Source organism: Paraburkholderia guartelaensis, from assembly GCF_004353905.1.
Lineage (GTDB): Bacteria > Pseudomonadota > Gammaproteobacteria > Burkholderiales > Burkholderiaceae > Paraburkholderia > Paraburkholderia guartelaensis.
Window position 1 is genome coordinate 82,727 of sequence record NZ_SMOD01000004.1, and the last position, 17,117, is coordinate 99,843.

15 protein-coding genes and 1 tRNA gene are annotated in these 17,117 nt (G+C 64.3%); 5 read left to right on the forward strand and 11 right to left on the reverse strand.

Annotation, left to right across the window (positions count from 1 at the left end):
- Together E1N52_RS06695 and E1N52_RS06700 are read right to left on the reverse strand one after the other, a co-directional pair.
- Positions 1-1,038, reverse strand: coding sequence for a microcin C ABC transporter permease YejB (locus E1N52_RS06695; RefSeq protein ID WP_028204101.1), 1,038 nt, complete (start codon positions 1,036-1,038; stop codon positions 1-3).
- Between the two features lie 29 nt (positions 1,039-1,067).
- Entirely contained in the window at positions 1,068-2,990 is a 1,923-nt protein-coding gene (locus tag E1N52_RS06700; protein ID WP_133181347.1) for an extracellular solute-binding protein, read from the reverse strand.
- Positions 2,991-3,098: 108 nt separating this feature from the next.
- Between E1N52_RS06700 and fabI the strand changes: the two genes are divergently transcribed.
- Positions 3,099-3,887: an enoyl-ACP reductase FabI gene (gene fabI / locus E1N52_RS06705; protein WP_133181348.1), complete on the forward strand. Its 789-nt coding sequence runs from the start codon at positions 3,099-3,101 to the stop codon at positions 3,885-3,887.
- Between the two features lie 147 nt (positions 3,888-4,034).
- On the opposite strand, the gene E1N52_RS06710 is transcribed toward fabI, so the two are convergent.
- The 7 genes from E1N52_RS06710 to cysS form a co-directional block, all read right to left on the reverse strand.
- Positions 4,035-4,385 carry a hypothetical protein gene (locus E1N52_RS06710; protein WP_133181350.1) on the reverse strand — a complete coding sequence of 117 codons (351 nt, stop codon included), beginning with the start codon at positions 4,383-4,385 and terminating at the stop codon, positions 4,035-4,037.
- A gap of 414 nt (positions 4,386-4,799) precedes the next feature.
- Positions 4,800-4,893 (reverse strand) — tRNA-Ser (locus E1N52_RS06715).
- Positions 4,894-5,093: 200 nt separating this feature from the next.
- The gene (locus E1N52_RS06720) at positions 5,094-6,344 is read right to left on the reverse strand and encodes an aspartate kinase (RefSeq protein ID WP_028204105.1); all 1,251 of its coding nucleotides are present in this window, start codon (positions 6,342-6,344) and stop codon (positions 5,094-5,096) included.
- 453 nt (positions 6,345-6,797) lie between these two features.
- On the reverse strand, positions 6,798-8,228 hold the full coding sequence (gene tilS, locus E1N52_RS06725; protein WP_133181352.1) for a tRNA lysidine(34) synthetase TilS: 1,431 nt from the start codon (positions 8,226-8,228) through the stop codon (positions 6,798-6,800).
- Positions 8,229-8,269: 41 nt separating this feature from the next.
- Positions 8,270-9,241, reverse strand: coding sequence for an acetyl-CoA carboxylase carboxyltransferase subunit alpha (locus tag E1N52_RS06730; RefSeq protein ID WP_028204107.1), 972 nt, complete (start codon positions 9,239-9,241; stop codon positions 8,270-8,272).
- 128 nt (positions 9,242-9,369) lie between these two features.
- Entirely contained in the window at positions 9,370-10,254 is an 885-nt protein-coding gene (locus tag E1N52_RS06735) for a DNA-3-methyladenine glycosylase family protein (protein WP_133181354.1), read from the reverse strand.
- Positions 10,255-10,301: 47 nt separating this feature from the next.
- Positions 10,302-11,699, reverse strand: a complete 1,398-nt coding sequence (gene cysS / locus E1N52_RS06740; protein WP_133181356.1) for a cysteine--tRNA ligase — start codon at positions 11,697-11,699, stop codon at positions 10,302-10,304.
- 275 nt (positions 11,700-11,974) lie between these two features.
- Between cysS and E1N52_RS06745 the strand changes: the two genes are divergently transcribed.
- The 4 genes from E1N52_RS06745 (at position 11,975) to E1N52_RS06760 (ending at position 14,813) form a co-directional block, all read left to right on the forward strand.
- Entirely contained in the window at positions 11,975-12,685 is a 711-nt protein-coding gene (locus E1N52_RS06745; protein WP_133181357.1) for a tetratricopeptide repeat protein, read from the forward strand.
- Between the two features lie 57 nt (positions 12,686-12,742).
- Positions 12,743-13,327: a peptidylprolyl isomerase gene (locus tag E1N52_RS06750; RefSeq protein ID WP_133181359.1), complete on the forward strand. Its 585-nt coding sequence runs from the start codon at positions 12,743-12,745 to the stop codon at positions 13,325-13,327.
- Between the two features lie 160 nt (positions 13,328-13,487).
- Positions 13,488-13,982 carry a peptidylprolyl isomerase gene (locus E1N52_RS06755; RefSeq protein WP_133181361.1) on the forward strand — a complete coding sequence of 165 codons (495 nt, stop codon included), beginning with the start codon at positions 13,488-13,490 and terminating at the stop codon, positions 13,980-13,982.
- A gap of 33 nt (positions 13,983-14,015) precedes the next feature.
- Complete coding sequence (locus tag E1N52_RS06760; protein ID WP_133181363.1) at positions 14,016-14,813, forward strand: UDP-2,3-diacylglucosamine diphosphatase; 798 nt, start codon at positions 14,016-14,018, stop codon at positions 14,811-14,813.
- A gap of 65 nt (positions 14,814-14,878) precedes the next feature.
- Here the strand turns inward: E1N52_RS06760 and cysE are convergent, their stop codons facing one another.
- The gene (gene cysE, locus E1N52_RS06765) at positions 14,879-15,703 is read right to left on the reverse strand and encodes a serine O-acetyltransferase (protein WP_342777829.1); all 825 of its coding nucleotides are present in this window, start codon (positions 15,701-15,703) and stop codon (positions 14,879-14,881) included.
- Positions 15,704-15,925: 222 nt separating this feature from the next.
- Positions 15,926-16,777, reverse strand: coding sequence for an RNA methyltransferase (locus E1N52_RS06770; protein ID WP_133181685.1), 852 nt, complete (start codon positions 16,775-16,777; stop codon positions 15,926-15,928).
- Between the last annotated feature and the right edge of the window lie 340 nt (positions 16,778-17,117).

The window sequence follows — 17,117 nt, forward strand, 5'->3', positions numbered from 1 at the left end:
TCAGCGCTCCAGTTGTTCGAATTGGATGCGGGGATCGACCCACACGTAGCACAGATCGGAAATCAGTTTGGTTAGCAGTCCGATCAACGTGAAGAGGTACAACGTGCCGAGCACGACCGGATAGTCGCGCCGCACGACGGATTCATACGAAAGCAGACCGAGCCCGTCGAGCGAGAACAACGTTTCGATCAGCAGGCTGCCGGTGAAGAACGCGCCGATGAACGCCGCCGGGAACCCCACCACGAGCGGCAGCAGCGCGTTGCGAAATACATGCTTCCAGAGCACGGTGCGCTCCGAGAGCCCTTTCGCGCGCGCGGTCAGCACGTATTGGCGGCGGATCTCTTCGAGAAAGGCGTTCTTGGTCAGCATGGTCGTGACGGCGAAACTTCCCACTACCGACGCCGTCACGGGCAGCGTGATGTGCCAGAGATAATCGAGAATCTTGCCGCCGAGCGAGAGCGTGTCCCAGTTGTCAGACGTGAGATTGCGCAGCGGGAAGAGCTGCAGGAACGAGCCGCCGCCGAACAGCACGAGCAGCAGCACGCCCAGCACGAAGCCCGGAATCGCGTAACCGACGAGCACGACGAGACTCGTCACGAGGTCGAACCGCGAGCCGTTGCGCACCGCCTTCGCGATGCCCAACGGCACCGATATCAGATACGTGAGAAAGAAGGTCCAGAGGCCGATACTGATCGAAACCGGCAGCTTGGAAATAATCAGCGACCACACGCTCTGGTGATGGAAATAGCTCTGCCCGAGATCGAAGCGCGCAAAGCGCCCGAGCATCAGGAAATAGCGTTGCAGCGGCGGCTTGTCGAAGCCGTAAAGCTGCTTGAGCTGCGCGATCTGCTGCGCGTCCACGCCCGAGTGCGCGCGCATGCCGAATGGCATGCCCTGCTCCGCGCCCCGCCGCAATTCGCGTACCGCCTGTTCGACGGGGCCGCCCGGCACGAACTGGATCACACCGAAGGTCAGCGTAAGCACGCCGAGCAACGTCGGGATCATCAGCAGCAGGCGTTTGACGATGTAGCTCCACATGATTTCGATGCTTTCCGTCGTGTCCGTCGTTAATGACCCGCCGCCTGTGGCGCGGACTGCGGCTTGAACCACCACGTCGAGATGATCCAGTCGTTCGCGCCATAGTACAGCGGCAATTTCGCCGGATAGGCCAGCGTGTTCTTGAACGCCACACGGTGCGTCGCGCTGTACCACTGCGGCACCACATAGTAGCCGTGCATCAGCACGCGGTCGAGCGCATGCGTGGCGTCGAGCAGTTGCTGGAGCGTCTGCGCCTGCGTGAGCGCCTTGAGGATCGCATCGACGGCTGGCGACTTCAGGCCGAGCAGATTGCCCGAACCCGGCTCGTCGGCGGCCTTGCTGCCGAAGCGGTCGACCTGTTCCGCGCCCGGCACCTGAACGTCGGGGAACTTGATGGTCGTCATGTCGAAGTCGAAGGCGTCGAGCCGCTTCTGGTAGAGCGCGAAATCGACCGAGCGATAGTTCACCTGGATGCCAAGGCGCCTGAGCGCCTGCGTGTATTGCGCCATGATCGGCGCCCACTGCGCCGAAGCGCTCGTGTCGTCGAGCACCTCGAACGTGAACGGCTCGCCCTTCTCGTTGCGCAGCGCGCCGTCGCGATAGGTCCAGCCGGCTTCAGCGAGCAGCGCGCGCGCCTTGAGCAGATTCGCGCGCAGCGATCCCGGCGGGGTCGTATCGGGCTGCAAGGGCGGCGGCCCGAACACGGCGGGATCGAGCGACTTGCGCCACGGCTCGAGCAAGGCAAGTTCGCCAGGCGATGGCAGCCCCTTTGCCTGCAGCTGCGTGTTCGCGAACCAGCTGTCGATGCGACGATACTGGCTATAGAACAGCATGCGGTTGAGCCACGGGAAGTCGAGCGCGAGATCGAGGGCACGGCGCACGCGCACGTCCTGGAACACGGGCTTGCGCAGATTCATGACGAAGCCCTGCATGCCGGTGCCGTTGTGCTGCGGGAACTCGCGCTTGATCAGTTCGCCGCTGTCGAAGCGCTTGCCGACATCGCGCCGCACCCAGTTGCGCGCAACGTATTCGACGAGCGCGTCGTACTCGCCCGCCTTGAAGGCCTCGAGGCGCGCCACGTCATCCGAATAGAGCTTGTAGGTCACGCGCTCGAAGTTGTTGGTGCCCACGCGCACCGGCAGGTCCTTGCCCCAATAGTTGGGGTCGAGTTTGTAAGTGATCGTGCGGCCGTTCGAGTAGCGGTCGATCACATACGGGCCGCTGCCGATCGGTTGCTCGAACGCGAGCTGATCGAAGGCGATGCGGCTGCCGTCCGGGCGCAAACCCCATTTGTGCGAGAACACCGGCATGCCGCCCGCGATGAGCGGCAGCTCGCGATTATTGCTGCGGAACTCGAAGCGGATCGTCGCGGGATCGACCACCACCGCGCGCGTGATCTCGCTGAAATACGCCTGCATCGAGGGCGCGGCCTGGCGGCTTTTGAGCGTGTCGAGCGAGAACTTCACGTCTTCAGCCGTTACCGGATCGCCGTTCGAAAAACGCGCCTTCGGATTGATGTGGAATGTCACCGAAAGCGCGTCGGGCGCGATGCGGATATCGTCGGCGAGCAAGCCGTAGGCCGAGGCCACTTCGTCGAGGCTCCCCGTCGTGAGGCTCTCGAACAGCATGCCGAGCCCCGGCGCCGCGTTGCCGCGCAGCGTGAACGGGTTGAACTTGTCGAAGCTCGTGAGGCGGTCGGGATTGGCGAGGACGAGCGTGCCACCCTTGGGCGCATCCGGATTCACATAGTCGAAGTGTGCGAATCCCTGCGGATATTTGGGTTCGCCGTACTGCGCAATGGCGTAGACCGCGTGCGCGCCCGGCATGGCCAGCAGCCCGAATCCGAGCGCAAGACACATCGCCGCCAGCCTTTTGCCAAGTGCGAGCCGTGCCGCAGGAACGGTTGCCCCAAGCGCGCCGAGCGCCGTCCTGCCTCGCGTTCCTGTCGTCATAGATCGGTAATTGTCCGGGCTGGCTTGTCAGTTGTGAGAGAATTCTACCCAAACCACGCGGCGCCGCCCCCACAGGCGCTGGCGCATTGACCTGATTTAGGAGAATTCATGGGCTTCCTCGCTGGCAAACGCATCCTGTTGACCGGCCTGTTGTCGAACCGTTCGATCGCGTACGGCATCGCGCAGGCATGCAAGCGCGAAGGCGCGGAACTGGCGTTCACGTACGTCGGCGACCGCTTCAAGGACCGTATCACCGAGTTCGCACAAGAATTCGGCAGCGACCTCGTGTTCCCCTGCGATGTGGCCGACGACGCGCAAATCGAAGCGCTCTTCACGGACCTCAAGAAGCACTGGGATACGCTCGACGGCCTCGTCCACTCGATCGGCTTTGCGCCGCGCGAGGCGATCGCGGGTGACTTCCTCGACGGCATGACGCGCGAGAACTTCCGCATCGCCCACGATATTTCGGCATACAGCTTCCCGGCGCTCGCCAAGGCCGCCAAGCCGATGCTCGCCCAGAACGCTTCACTGCTGACGCTGACCTATCTCGGCGCAGAGCGCGCCATCCCGAACTACAACACGATGGGCGTCGCGAAAGCCGCACTCGAAGCGAGCGTGCGTTATCTCGCGGTGGCGCTCGGTGCGCAAGGCGTACGCGTGAACGGCATCTCCGCCGGCCCGATCAAGACGCTTGCCGCAAGCGGCATCAAGGGCTTTGGCAAGATTCTCGAGTTTGTCGAGAACAACGCCCCGCTGCAGCGTAACGTGACCATCGAGCAGGTCGGCAATTCCGCCGCGTTCCTGCTCTCCGATCTGGCAGCCGGGGTGACCGCCGAGATCATGCACGTCGACTCGGGCTTCAACGCCGTGGTCGGCGGCATGGCCGGCCTCGAGTAAGCCTCTGTTTGCGTTGCGTGCGCGTCGTTGCGCGCGCAACGGCAAGAATGCAAAAGCCGCCCACTGGGCGGCTTTTCTTTTGGCGTGGCGCTTGATGTGCCATGCGCGCCGTGTCACGCGCATCACGCCGGCAACGAGCCTCGCGGCTTAGTGCCAGTGTCCCGGAGGACCACCGTGGTCGCGATCATAGTGGCCGCGGCCCGGGCCGTCATAGCCGCCATGGTGGCGATACCAGTCGTCGCGCCCCCAGTAGCGGCGGCCATCCCAGTAACGGTCACCGTGCCAGCCGATGACGATGGCCGGCGGCGCGGCATAAACAGGAGCCGGCTGATAGACGACCGGCGGCGGAGGCGGCGGCGCGTAGACCGGTTGCGGAGCGACATAAACCGGGGCCGGAATACCGATGTTGACACCAACGCTCACGCCAGCCATAGCAGCGCTCGATGCGCCGATAGCCACGCCCCCGAGCAGCATTGCAACAACACGTGGGAACTTCATGGACTCACCTTTCGGGTTTGATGTTTTGTTGAAGCCAATATAACGCAGGGCTTTCGCCCGCGTATTTCAAACTTGTAATAACTGATGCACAAACCTGGCCTGCGTTCGATGTCGTTACGTCTCGTTACACTGGGCGGCGGATGGCCAACAGCGCCGGGGAGAATAGCACCGCTTGCGAGGGTGTGCAGGAGACTCCGCACGACTCACGAAGCCCATTCCATTTATCGGCGCCTCAATGCAAAACCTTTGCGCTCGAGTGCGCCATCGCAATTTGCCTGGCATTCCTGACGATCCTTGCAGCGCCTCTTCCCTGCCTTCGAGCGACGACTGATTGCCTCCTCACATCGAGCAATTTGCGACCCAAAAAAACAAAAACCCCGCAAGCCGAGACTTGCGGGGTTCCGCCGCCATTACTGGCGGAGACGGAGGGATTCGAACCCTCGATCCAGGTTTTGGCCCAGATGCTCCCTTAGCAGGGGAGTGCCTTCGACCTCTCGGCCACGTCTCCCGAAAACTTCGTTCGCGCCAGGGAGGCAGCGCAACGAAGCCAAGATAATAGCGGGTTAGCGCCTTCCGGTCAATTCATACGACGCTTTTTTGCAAAGTTTTTTCTGCAAGCGCACAACGGACGTCGTGCGCGGCATCGCGGATCAGAATCGAGCGGAAAAACCGCGTCACACCCTCGTCACATAGCGATAACGCAGCGATTTACGCGTGCTCGAGGTCGAACGCCTTGTGCAGCGCGCGCACCGCCAGCTCCATGTACTTCTCGTCGATCAGCACCGAGATCTTGATTTCCGAGGTCGAGATCATCTGGATGTTGATGCCCTCTTCCGAGAGCGTGCGGAACATCTTGCTCGCCACGCCCACGTGCGAGCGCATACCCACGCCGACCACCGAAACCTTCGATACCTTCGCGTCGCCGAGCACCTGCTCCGCGCTCACGTGGCCTTTCACCTGGTTGTTGAGGACGTCGATGGCGCGCTGATAGTCGCCGCGCGGCACCGTGAACGTGAAGTCGGTCTTGCCGGCCACGCTCTGGTTCTGGATGATCATGTCGACGTCGATATTCGCGTCCGCCACCGGGCCGAGGATCTGATACGCAATGCCCGGCTTGTCAGGCACGCCCATGACGATGATGCGGGCCTCGTCGCGCTGGAACGCGATACCCGAGATGACTGCTTTTTCCATGGTCTCGTCTTCTTCAAAAGTAATCAGGGTGCCCGAGGACATTTCCTCGTCGAGGTTCATCATCGGGTCGGTCAGGCTGGAGAGCACACGCGTCTTCACCTGATACTTGCCCGCGAATTCCACCGAGCGGATCTGCAGCACTTTCGAGCCGAGGCTGGCCATTTCCAGCATCTCTTCGAACGTAATGCGGTCGAGACGGCGTGCGTCGTCGACCACACGCGGGTCGGTCGTGTAGACGCCGTCGACGTCCGTATAGATCAGGCATTCGTCGGCCTTCAGCGCCGCGGCGACTGCAACCGCCGACGTGTCCGAGCCGCCGCGGCCGAGCGTGGTGATATGGCCTTCCGGGTCGATGCCCTGGAAGCCCGTGATCACGACCACCTTGCCGTCGTCGAGATCGGCCAGCACGCGCTCGCCGTCGATGTCGTTGATGCGGGCCTTGGTGAACGAGCTGTCGGTTTTGACCGGCACTTGCCAGCCGGTGTAGCTGATGGCGTCGACGCCTGCTTCCTGCAGGGCGATCGACAAAAGGCCGACGCTCACCTGCTCACCGGTCGACGCAATCATGTCGAGCTCGCGCGGGCTGGGCTGCGGCGAAATTTCTTTCGCGAGACCGAGCAGACGATTGGTTTCGCCGGACATCGCCGAAGGCACGACGACCATCTTGTGGCCAGCCTTGTGCCATTTGGCGACGCGCTTGGCGACGTTCTTGATGCGCTCGACCGAGCCCATCGAGGTGCCGCCGTATTTGTGTACGATGAGTGCCATTGTCGTTCTGAACTGGAGATGTTACCGCGCTGGCGCACTGAAGGATTGGGCCGCCCGGACGCTTGGGGCCACGGCGGCGGCTTCAGCGCGTGCAGCACGCGCGGGTTTTGCCTCAGGGGCGCGAAGGCCGGCGCATCGGATCCACATCGTGTCGATACGTATCGATGCGCGCTGGTGCCTTGCACTCGCGCCCTGCCCGCATGCCGCTACGACGTCCCTGCAACCGTCGGATACCGCTCGAAGGAAAAATCGCGCCTTCACAGCACACGCCGCTTTTGACGGCGTCCGTGAACGCGAAAAAGCGGGCTGGACAAACGACTTACACTACCCGATTGACGTCCAAATTACAAGACGGAACAAGCTTGCGGATGCCGAAAAAGGCTTGCGCCGCAAGGATTTGCGGGGGAACGATCGCAATTCCATCGGCGAATTGGACTGGCTTCGAACGCGACTTCAAGCGATCAGCACATCTTCTCGCCATTCGATGCGGCGCCAGGCATCACCAGGCTCGACCGGTGTCGCGCCGAACGCTGAACGGTTCACGCCGATACGGGGCACGAACAGCAGCGTCTCACCCACGAAGAGCAGCGGCACGTCGCGCTCCCATGCAGGGACGCCGCGCGTCTGGAACAGGTTCTTGAGCGTGCGGCTCACGTTCGCGGCTTCGTCGCGCAAGCGCTCGCCGCCGCTGCGCTCGCGCGCGATGAGCGGCGCGCTCGCGAGCACGTGCTCGGGAACGGCGTCGGCATCGTCGGGGCCGGCGGGCGCGAAAACGTAGGTCCCGCTCCATGTTGGCAGGCGCCAGATTTCCTCTCCGCGCCAGGTCAACGACACCGGCGCGCGCGAACGAGCGGCGCCCTCGCCTGCGCGCTCGTCGCGCGAAGATGAGGCGTCCCACGAGACGATGCCGCGATACGCGCGCAAGCGACGTCCGGCGTGATCGACGCGCAATGCGTGATCGCTCACATCATCGAGCGCAACCTCGCGCAACTGCCGCAACATATCCGCAAGCCGCGCCGCCGATGCCGCCGGCATGCCAAGTGAACGCATCCAGTAACGCAGCACATTGAGCGCACGCGCATCGTCGAGCGCGAGCAGCGCGGTGTGTGAGAGCGCGCGATCGCCCTCGCGTCCAACATCGCGCAAATCGATGCGCGCGAGATCGTCGAGCAGACGCTGCGAAGCAGCCGCATGCGACGCCGTGCGTGCGAGCGCATCGCGATAACCGGGGAAATGGGCGGAGAGCGCCGGCATCACGTCGTGACGCAAGGCATTGCGTGCGTAGCGCGTGTCGTCGTTCGATTCGTCGTCGATCCAGTGCAGCCCGTGCGCGCGCGCATAGCGCTCCAGTTGCGTGCGCAACAGCGCGAGCAGTGGCCGCATGCGCGCCACGCCATTCGCGCTCGCACGTGCCGGCGCCATCGCCGCGAGCCCTGCGAGCCCGGCGCCGCGCAGCAACTGCAGCAGCACCGTTTCCGCCTGATCGTCCGCATGCTGCGCGAGCCACAGCGCCTGCACGCCGTGCGCCGCGCACATCGCGTCGAGCGCGCGGTAGCGGGCGTCGCGGGCAGCCGCCTCGACGCCGGCCGCGTCGTCGCGCGCCAATTCCACACGCATCGCGTCGAACGTCACGCCGTACGCGCGCGCAGTCGCCTCGCAATGGGCGAGCCACGCATCGGCATTCGGGCTCAGGCCGTGATGCACATGCAGTGCGACGAGACGCGCCGGCCCGGCCACCCGCACCGCGGCGTCCAGCAGCACGGACGAGTCGAGCCCGCCGCTATACGCGATCGCGATGCGTGCGTCGTCGGCAAGCGTGGAAAGCACAACGCCGAGCGCATCGAGAACGATGCGCCCGGCGTCGGATTCGGGAAGGTCGGTCACAGCACGACCGCAGACGTGGAGGAGCGTTGACGTCGCGCGCCTTACGCGCCCGGCGTCGTTTCCTTGAACTTGCCGTAGGCCATCAGGCGCTCGAAACGGCGCTGCTTCAGGTCGGCGATGCTCATGCCCTGGAACTGGCGCAGCGAGTCGGCAAGCGCGCGGCGCAGCAGCGCAGCCATGCCCTTCGGATCGCGATGCGCGCCGCCGAGCGGCTCGTTCACGATCTTGTCGATGAGGCCCAGCGCCTTCAGGCGGTGCGCCGTGAGGCCCAGCGCTTCCGCGGCTTCCGGCGCCTTCGCGGCGCTCTTCCAGAGAATCGACGCGCAGCCTTCCGGCGAAATCACCGAGTAGGTCGAGAACTGCAGCATCATGACGGTATCGGCCACGGCCACGGCGAGCGCGCCGCCCGAACCGCCTTCACCGATGATCGTCGTGATGATCGGCGTCTTGAGTTCGGCCATCACATAGAGATTGCGGCCGATGGCTTCCGACTGGCCGCGCTCTTCCGCGCCGATGCCCGGGTACGCACCCGGCGTGTCGACGAACGTGAAGATGGGCAGGCCGAACTTCTCGGCGAGACGCATCAGGCGCTCGGCCTTGCGATAGCCTTCCGGACGCGGCATGCCGAAGTTGCGCGCGGCGCGCTCCTTCGTGTCACGGCCCTTCTGATGGCCGATCACCATGCAGGCCTGGCCGTTGAAGCGCGCAAGGCCGCCGACGACCGAGAGGTCGTCCGCGAACGAGCGATCGCCATGGAGTTCGTGAAAATCGGTAAAAAGCTCGTGCACGTAGTCGAGCGTGTACGGACGCTGCGGATGACGCGCGATCTGCGAAACCTGCCACGGGCTCAGGTTCGCATAGAGGTCCTTCGTGAGCTGCTGGCTCTTCTTCGACAGCCGCTCGATTTCTTCCGAAATATCGACGGCCGAATCGTCCTGAACGAAGCGCAGTTCTTCGATCTTCGCTTCCAGTTCAGCGATCGGCTGTTCGAAATCCAGAAACGTGGTCTTCATGTGTGGGAATCCTTCACTTTGCGGCAGCGCGTATTCTAACCGCGCCAGCCCGCGCCGAAATCGGCTCAGAACTATCGATTTCTTGGATCGATAGAATTTTTCTCAACAACTGACGACTGCCCCGGGCCTCACGACGGCTCGAGGCTGCGCCACATATACCAGGTCGCGACGGTACGCCACGGCTCCCAGTTGGCCGCGACTTCGCGCGCTTCGCTGCGCGTGACCGGCTCGCCACTGAAATAGTTGACGCTGATCGCGCGGATCAGACCGAGGTCGTCGAGCGGCAGCACATTCGGACGCGCGAGATTGAAGATCAGGAACATCTCGGCGGTCCAGCGGCCAATGCCGCGAATCGCTGTGAGCTCCGCGATGACGTCTTCGTCGTCCATCGAGATCCACTTGCCAACGTGCAGCGCACCCGAGACGAAATGCTGCGCGAGATCGAGGATGTATTCCGTCTTGCGTTTCGAGAGGCCGCACGCGGCGAGCTTTTCGTGACCGAGTTTCAGGAACTGCTGCGGCACGAGCTTCGGGCACGCGGCTTCCACACGCTGCCAAAGCGCTTGCGCCGCCGCTGTCGAAATCTGCTGGCCGACCACCGAGCGTGCGAGCGTGACGAACGGATCGTCGCGGCTCAACAAATGCACGGGGCCGAACTTCGGAATCAGCTTCTTGAGAATACGGTCGCGCTTGACGAGGTCCGCGCAGGCCTTATCCCAATAGTCGGGACGCTGCACTTCGAATTCGAGATCGCCCAGCGCATTCGCCGCGGGCTCCACGGCTTCGAGCGCCGCCGGACCATTGGAGAGCACGGCATCGATTGCCGCGCCGTCGAGCACCTCGTGCGATGCGGACGCGCCGTTGGTTTTTCCACGCGCCTTTTTCGCAGACGGTTTTGCCGCTGCCTTGCCGCCCGCTCCATTGAGCGCACGCTTTGCACCTGCGGGTGCACCCGCAGTTCCGCCCGTTAGCGACGCAGACCGCCTGGTCTGCGTCTTCGTGGCCGTTGCCATCCTGCCTCCTGCCTCGCGAATCGATCAGTGGAAACTGGACAGCCCGCTTACACGCGGCGCCACTCGGTCAACCCGCCCGGTTTGTCTTCGAGCGCGACACCGGCATCGAGCAGTTCGGCCCGAATCCGGTCCGCCTCCGCATACTGCTTCGCCTGCTTCGCCGCCGTGCGCGCCGCGATCTTCGCTTCGATCGCTGCCACGTCGAGCGCGCCTGCATCTTGTGCGCCCGCGGCCTGTTGCAGGAACACGCGCGGCTCGCGCACGAGCAGCCCGATCACACGTGCGAGGCGCTGCAACTGACGCGCGAGCACCGCGTCGCGCGTACGGTTCACCTCGCTCGCGAGTTCGAACAGCACGGCGATCGCCACCGGCGTGTTGAAGTCGTCGTTCATCGCCGCACGAAAACGCTGCGCGTACGATTCATTCCAGTCAAGCTCACCCGCGTCCGGCGTCACATCTTTCAACGCCGTGTAAAGACGCGTGAGCGCGTTGCGCGCGTCGTCGAGATGCGCGTCGCTGTGATTCAGCGGCGAGCGGTAATGCGCGCGCGCCATGAAGAAGCGCACCACTTCTGCATCGTACTTCGCCAGCACTTCGCGGATCGTGAAGAAGTTGCCGAGCGACTTCGACATCTTCTCGTTGTCGATATTCACGAAGCCGTTATGCATCCACGTATTGACGAACGTCTTGCCGGTCGCGCCTTCGCTCTGTGCGATCTCGTTCTCGTGGTGCGGAAACTGCAGGTCCTGGCCGCCGCCATGAATGTCGAAGTGCTCGCCGAGCAACGTGCAGCCCATGGCCGAGCATTCGATATGCCAGCCCGGACGCCCGCGACCATACTTCGAGTCCCAGCTCGTGTCGGCCGGCTCTTGCGGTTTTGCCTGTTTCCACAGCACGAAGTCAAGCGGATCCTGCTTGGCATCGTTCGTCGCCACACGTTCGCCCGCGCGCAGGTCTTCGATCGACTTGCCGGAGAGCGCGCCATAGTTCGCGAACTTGCGCACCGCGTAGTTCACGTCGCCGTCCGCACCCTGGTACGCGTAGCCGTTGCGCTCGAGCTTGCCGATCATGTCGAGCATCTGCGGGATGTACTGCGTCGCGCGCGGCTCATGATCGGGCCGCTCGATGCCGAGCGCGTCTGCGTCTTCGTGCAGCGCCGCGATGAAACGGTCGGTAAGTTGCTTGATCGTCTCGCCGTTTTCTACCGCACGACGAATGATCTTGTCGTCGATATCGGTAATGTTGCGCACGTAAGTCACGCTGTAGCCGAGCGCGCGCAGCCAGCGTTGCACGATATCGAACACCACCATCACACGCGCATGGCCAACGTGACAATAGTCGTACACCGTCATCCCGCAGACGTACATACGCACGACGCCGGGCTCGAGTGGCACGAAATTTTGCTTGTCACGCGCGAGCGTGTTGTAGATGCGCAGTGATTCCATAAAGGCGATGGATACGTGGGTCGAAAGAAATCCGCGGCGGCGCCGACCGCAGCCAGCGGGTGACGGCCCGCATTGCTCAGGCTGCTGTCTGTCGGCGTCCGGACTGCAACCAGGTTGCTATCGGGGCGGAGACGACCACGAGTGGCGTTGGAAAGCCCGGCGACTCGCGCAGCGCGCCCGGAATACGAATGAAACGGGCGAGGGACAAAGCGCGCGACGAAACGCACAGACCTTTTGTTAGAATGGCTCGGAGTATAACACCGCGACCTCACCCTATGAAACCTTCCAGCGGCCGCGCGCCCCGTGCTGCGACCCTTGCCGCGTCGGCTCTCTCGAGCGTCGCGATCGTGCTGTGCAGTGTCAGCATCGCGCATGCCGCGCCCCCGGCGACATCCGACGCGACGCCCGGCGCCGACGCCGCGATCAGCCAGCACGACTGGGCTGGCGCGCTCAGCCAGCTCGACGCGCGCATCAAGACGAACCCGCGCGACGTGCAGGCGAAGTTCAAGCGCGCGACGATTCTCGCGCGCCTGAACCGCGACGACGATGCGATCGAGGCGTTCACCGAACTCACGCAGCTCTACCCCGAATTGCCCGAGCCTTACAACAATCTCGCAGCGCTTTACGCGAAGCACGGCCGCTACGACGAAGCGCGCGTCGCGCTCGAAACCGCGGTGAAGGCGAACCCGTCGTACGGACTCGCGTGGGAAAATCTCGGCGACCTTTACCTGCGTCTGGCCGACGCGTCATACCGCCGCGCGCAAACGCTTGGCCATGCAAGCGCCACCACGCAGCAGCGCCAGGCCGACCTCGCGAAGATCATCTCGCCGCCGCCCGCGCAAAAGAAGTCGGCCGCCGCAGCAGCAGAAGGCGCATCGGCAGCGAGCCCGTCGGCCATCGTGCCCGCGCTCAGCAATCCCGCGTACCAGTTCGGCGGTTCGACGGGGTCGCTCGCGATGCCGCCTTTCGTGGCGCCGTCGAACTAACATCTGGCGTGCACCTGCGCGCCGCGACACGTTTTTCCCGCACTTCCGAGGATACTCATGAAATGGTTGATGTTGGCGCTCGGCAGCGCCGCCCTGATCGCGAACGCACCCGCCTTTGCGCAAAACGGCCAGCCGGCCGCCGCGCATCCGCAAGTGCTCTTCAAGACCAGTGAAGGCGACATTCGCGTCGAGCTCTATCCGGAGAAGGCGCCGAAGACCGTCGACAATTTCCTGCAGTATGTGAAGGCCGGGCAATACAACGGCACGATCTTTCATCGCGTGATTCGCGGCTTCATGATCCAGGGCGGCGGCTACACGCAAAGCTTCGTCGAGAAGCCCACGCGCGCACCGATCGCGCTCGAAAGCAAGAACGGCCTGAAGAATCTCACGGGCACGATCGCGATGGCGCGCACGAGCGACCCGAATTCGGCCACCGCGCAGTTCTTCATCAACACGGTCGACAACGCCGGCCTCGACTATCCGAACCCGGACGGCAACGGCTATGCCGTGTTCGGCAAGGTCACGCAAGGTATGGACGTCGTGAAGAAGATCGAAGCGGCGCCCACGGCCTCGCGCGGCCCGATGGCCGACGTGCCGCAAAAGGAAATCGTGATCGAGTCGGCTACCGTCGTCGGCAAGTAAAAACGCCGGCAACGCGCCAGTTAATCATCGACTAACCGGGCGGCAGCGCCGCCCTCACCCGTCGCACGTCGCGGCGCCGGCACACGCGTTGGGCAATACGCCCCGCCTCTTGTCGATGCAGCGACGTTCATTCCCCCTGCCACAGGCAAAGGATCCCATCATGGTCGAACTGCACACGAACCACGGCGTCATCAAGCTCGAACTGAACGCCGAGAAGGCCCCGAAGACGGTCGCCAACTTCCTCAACTATGTGAAGAGCGGCCACTATGACGGCACGGTGTTTCACCGCGTCATCGACGGGTTCATGATCCAGGGCGGCGGCTTCGACGCCGCCATGAAGCAAAAGCCGACCGAAGCGCCGATCGAAAACGAAGCGAACAACGGCCTGAAGAACGAGCGCGGCTCGATCGCCATGGCGCGCACCAACGACCCGCATTCGGCATCGGCACAGTTCTTCATCAACGTCGCCGACAACGACTTCCTGAACCACTCGTCGCCGACGCCGCAAGGCTGGGGCTACGCCGTGTTCGGCAAGGTCGTGGAAGGCCTCGAAGTGGTCGACAAGATCAAGAAGGTCAAGACGGGCTCGAAGGGCTTCCATCAGGACGTGCCCGTTGACGACGTCGTGATCGAGAAGGCTGTCGTCGTCGAATAAGCTTCATACAACTCTCACGCACACCCTTCATCGATGCTGCAGGAAAAGGCTTTACGACACGCTGCCGCGGGCGTGCCCGGCGAGGGCAAGCGCCCGCACGCGGCTCGTCCGTTTCTGTTCATTTCCGATGTGCATCTGAACGAAGGGATTCCGCGTACGGTCGCCGCGTTCGAGCGCTTCATCCGGGTCACGGCCGATCAGGCCGACTCGGTGTTCATACTCGGCGACCTCTTCGAATACTGGATCGGTGACGACATGCTCACCGATCCGTTCCCCGCGCGCATGGCTGCGCTGATGCATACGCTCTCCGAGCGCGGCATCGCGCTCTACATCATGCACGGCAACCGCGACTTTCTGATGGGCAAGCGCTTCATGAAAGCCGCGGGCGCGATCTGGCTGCCCGACCCCATCGCGATCACTGCGTTCGGCACGCGCCTCGCACTCGCGCACGGCGACGCGATGTGCACCGACGATCACGGCTATCAGGTCTTCCGCAAGCTCGCGCGCAACCGGCTCGTGCAGCTGCTGTTTCTTGCGTGGCCGTTTCGCTGGCGGCGAGCGATCGCCGAGCGGGCGCGCCGAGCGAGCGAAAACAAACGCAGCGGCCCACGCCTGCCGAAGTACGACGTCACGGCCAAAGGCGTCGCGTCGCTTTTCAAGCGCGCGCGTGCGAACACGATCGTGCATGGGCACACACACAGGCCGGCGCGCCACCAGGAGCCCGGCGGCACGCGTTGGGTCTTGCCCGACTGGGATCTCGATCACGGCAAGCCGCGCGGCGGCTATCTGCGCGTGGACGCCGAAGGGTTCAGGGTCTTGCCGCTGGACTGAGGTGCGTCGCTTTTGGCGACTGGCTTTTTAGCGCCTCGCCTTTAGCGACTTCCTTGCGCCACGCCTCAAACGCGCGCAGGCGCCTTCTCTTCTTCGCGGCTCGCTGCCTCGGCTTGTGGCCCGCTGCATTCCAGCCCCTCGGACAGACGCCGCAATTCGGCGAGCGCCGCATCGGCGCCATGCAGCGCCTCGAGTCGCGCGCCGAGCCGTTCGAGCGCGACGACGATCGCATCGACGCGCTGCGTCTGTGTCGCCGCGTGGTCGATCAAGCCATGGATCGCGAGCGAAACCGGGTCGTCGGCATTGGGCGTGATGCCATACGCGCAAAAGCCTTCGCGCGCCGAAGCCGGCTTGGCCTGCACCGGTGCGGTCTTCGCGGGCGCGACGACGCGCGCGGGGTTGCCCACCGCCGTCGTGCCTTCCGGCACCGGCTTCACGACCACGGCGTTCGAGCCGATCTTCGCCCCGGCGCCCACCATGAAGCCGCCGAGCACCTTTGCGCCCGCACCGACGATCACGCCCGGACCCAGCGTCGGGTGGCGTTTCGCGCCGCGCGTGAGCGACGTGCCGCCAAGCGTCACGCCCTGATAGATCGTGCAGTCGTCGCCGACCTCGGCCGTCTCGCCGATCACGACGCCCATGCCGTGATCGATGAACACGCGCCTGCCGATGGTCGCGCCCGGATGGATCTCGATGCCCGTCAGAAAACGCGCGATCTGCGAAACGTAGCGCGCGAGCCAGCGGCGCTTCGCGAGCCAGCACGCATGCGCGAAGCGATGCAGCACGAGCGCGTGCAGACCCGGATAACAGGTCAGGACCTCCCACGCGCTGCGGGCGGCGGGATCGCGCTCGCGGATCGTGGCAATGTCTTCGCGAAGTCTCTTGAACATGGCAGTCACGCTAAAAACGGGTGAAACATGGGGATTGGCGGCCGCGCGACGCCGCAGCGTGCGCGCAAGCGGCGCAGCGGCTATTGCAGCCGCGCGCATTTGCTTATGAATTTTTCGCCGGTTTTCAGCCGATTGTAGGCGCAAAGCCGATTCGAGGTCGGAAGCCCCCGTCGGCGGCAAGGTTGGACGCCGGCGCGCGCGCAGCCGCGCTGGCGCAGAGGATCAGCGGTTCTCGCCCTTGCCTTCGCCTTTGCCCTTGAGCATGAGGATGTGCTTGGCGATGCCGCGCACGATATTGACCTCCTCGCGCTCGAGCCCCGAACGGGCGAAGAGCCGCCGCAGCCGCGACATCAGCTTCTTCGGATTGGCGGGGTCGAGGAATTCGAGCGCGATGAGGGCGTTCTCGAGGTGCACATACATGCGCTCGATGTCGTCGCTCGTCGCGAGCGGCGACCCGCCCCCTGGTTGGGCTGTACCGCCCGTACCACCTGCCGCGGGCAAAGCGGCGGCGGGCGCGCTCTCGCCGAGGTACGCGAGGCGCAGCTCGTAGGAGAGCACCTGTACCGCCTGGGCAAGATTGAGCGAGCTATAGGCGGGATTGGCCGGGATATGAGCCAGCGCGCTGCAGCGCTCGACGTCGTCGTTCGACAGGCCCGTGCGCTCGTTGCCGAACACGAGCGCAATGTCGCCGCCGTGCACCGCCTGGCGGCAGGCGTCCTGCACCGCCTGGCGCGGCGCGGCGGGCGGCGGCCCGTACTCGCGCGTGCGCGCCGTGAGCGCGAGCGACCATTGCACGCCCGCCAGCGCGTCGGCAAGCGTCGGCACGATGTGGGCGGCCGCGAGCACGTCGTCGGCGCCGCTCGCCATGGCCACGGCCTCCGGATCGCAGTGGACCTGCGGCACGCGCGGCGCGACCAGCACGAGGCGCGAGAATCCCATGGTCTTCAGCGCGCGCGCTGCCGCGCCGACATTGCCGGGGTGGCTAGGCTCGACGAGCACGAATCGGGTGGACGTGAAGCCGCCGCGCAGCGGCTCATGAGCGTCGCCGGAAGCCGGCGCCGTTGCGTGGGAAATTGCGTGCGAATCAGGTGAATCGGGGTGCGCCAAGATGGTTCTCTAACCGCGAAAAGGATATTGAAATGTCTATGTTAGCGCGCCTCGCGCCGCGGCGAGCGCGCTGGCCGAACGTCATATCCATAGAAATCCCGATATCCTGCCCGAGAGAAGCCATGGAAACGCCGATACTCGGGTAAAATGGCGGTTTCGCGCGCGTCGGGCGAATCGTGCAGCCGTTCTGCTGCCCGCCAGACGCCCGGCAAGTCGCTGGCAAACAGCGCCGCCGCGCTCCGCTCTTATCCAATTCGTCTCCGTTGACGGGACAGGTTCCGCAGGTCCGATCGAGGCCCGCGCCCTG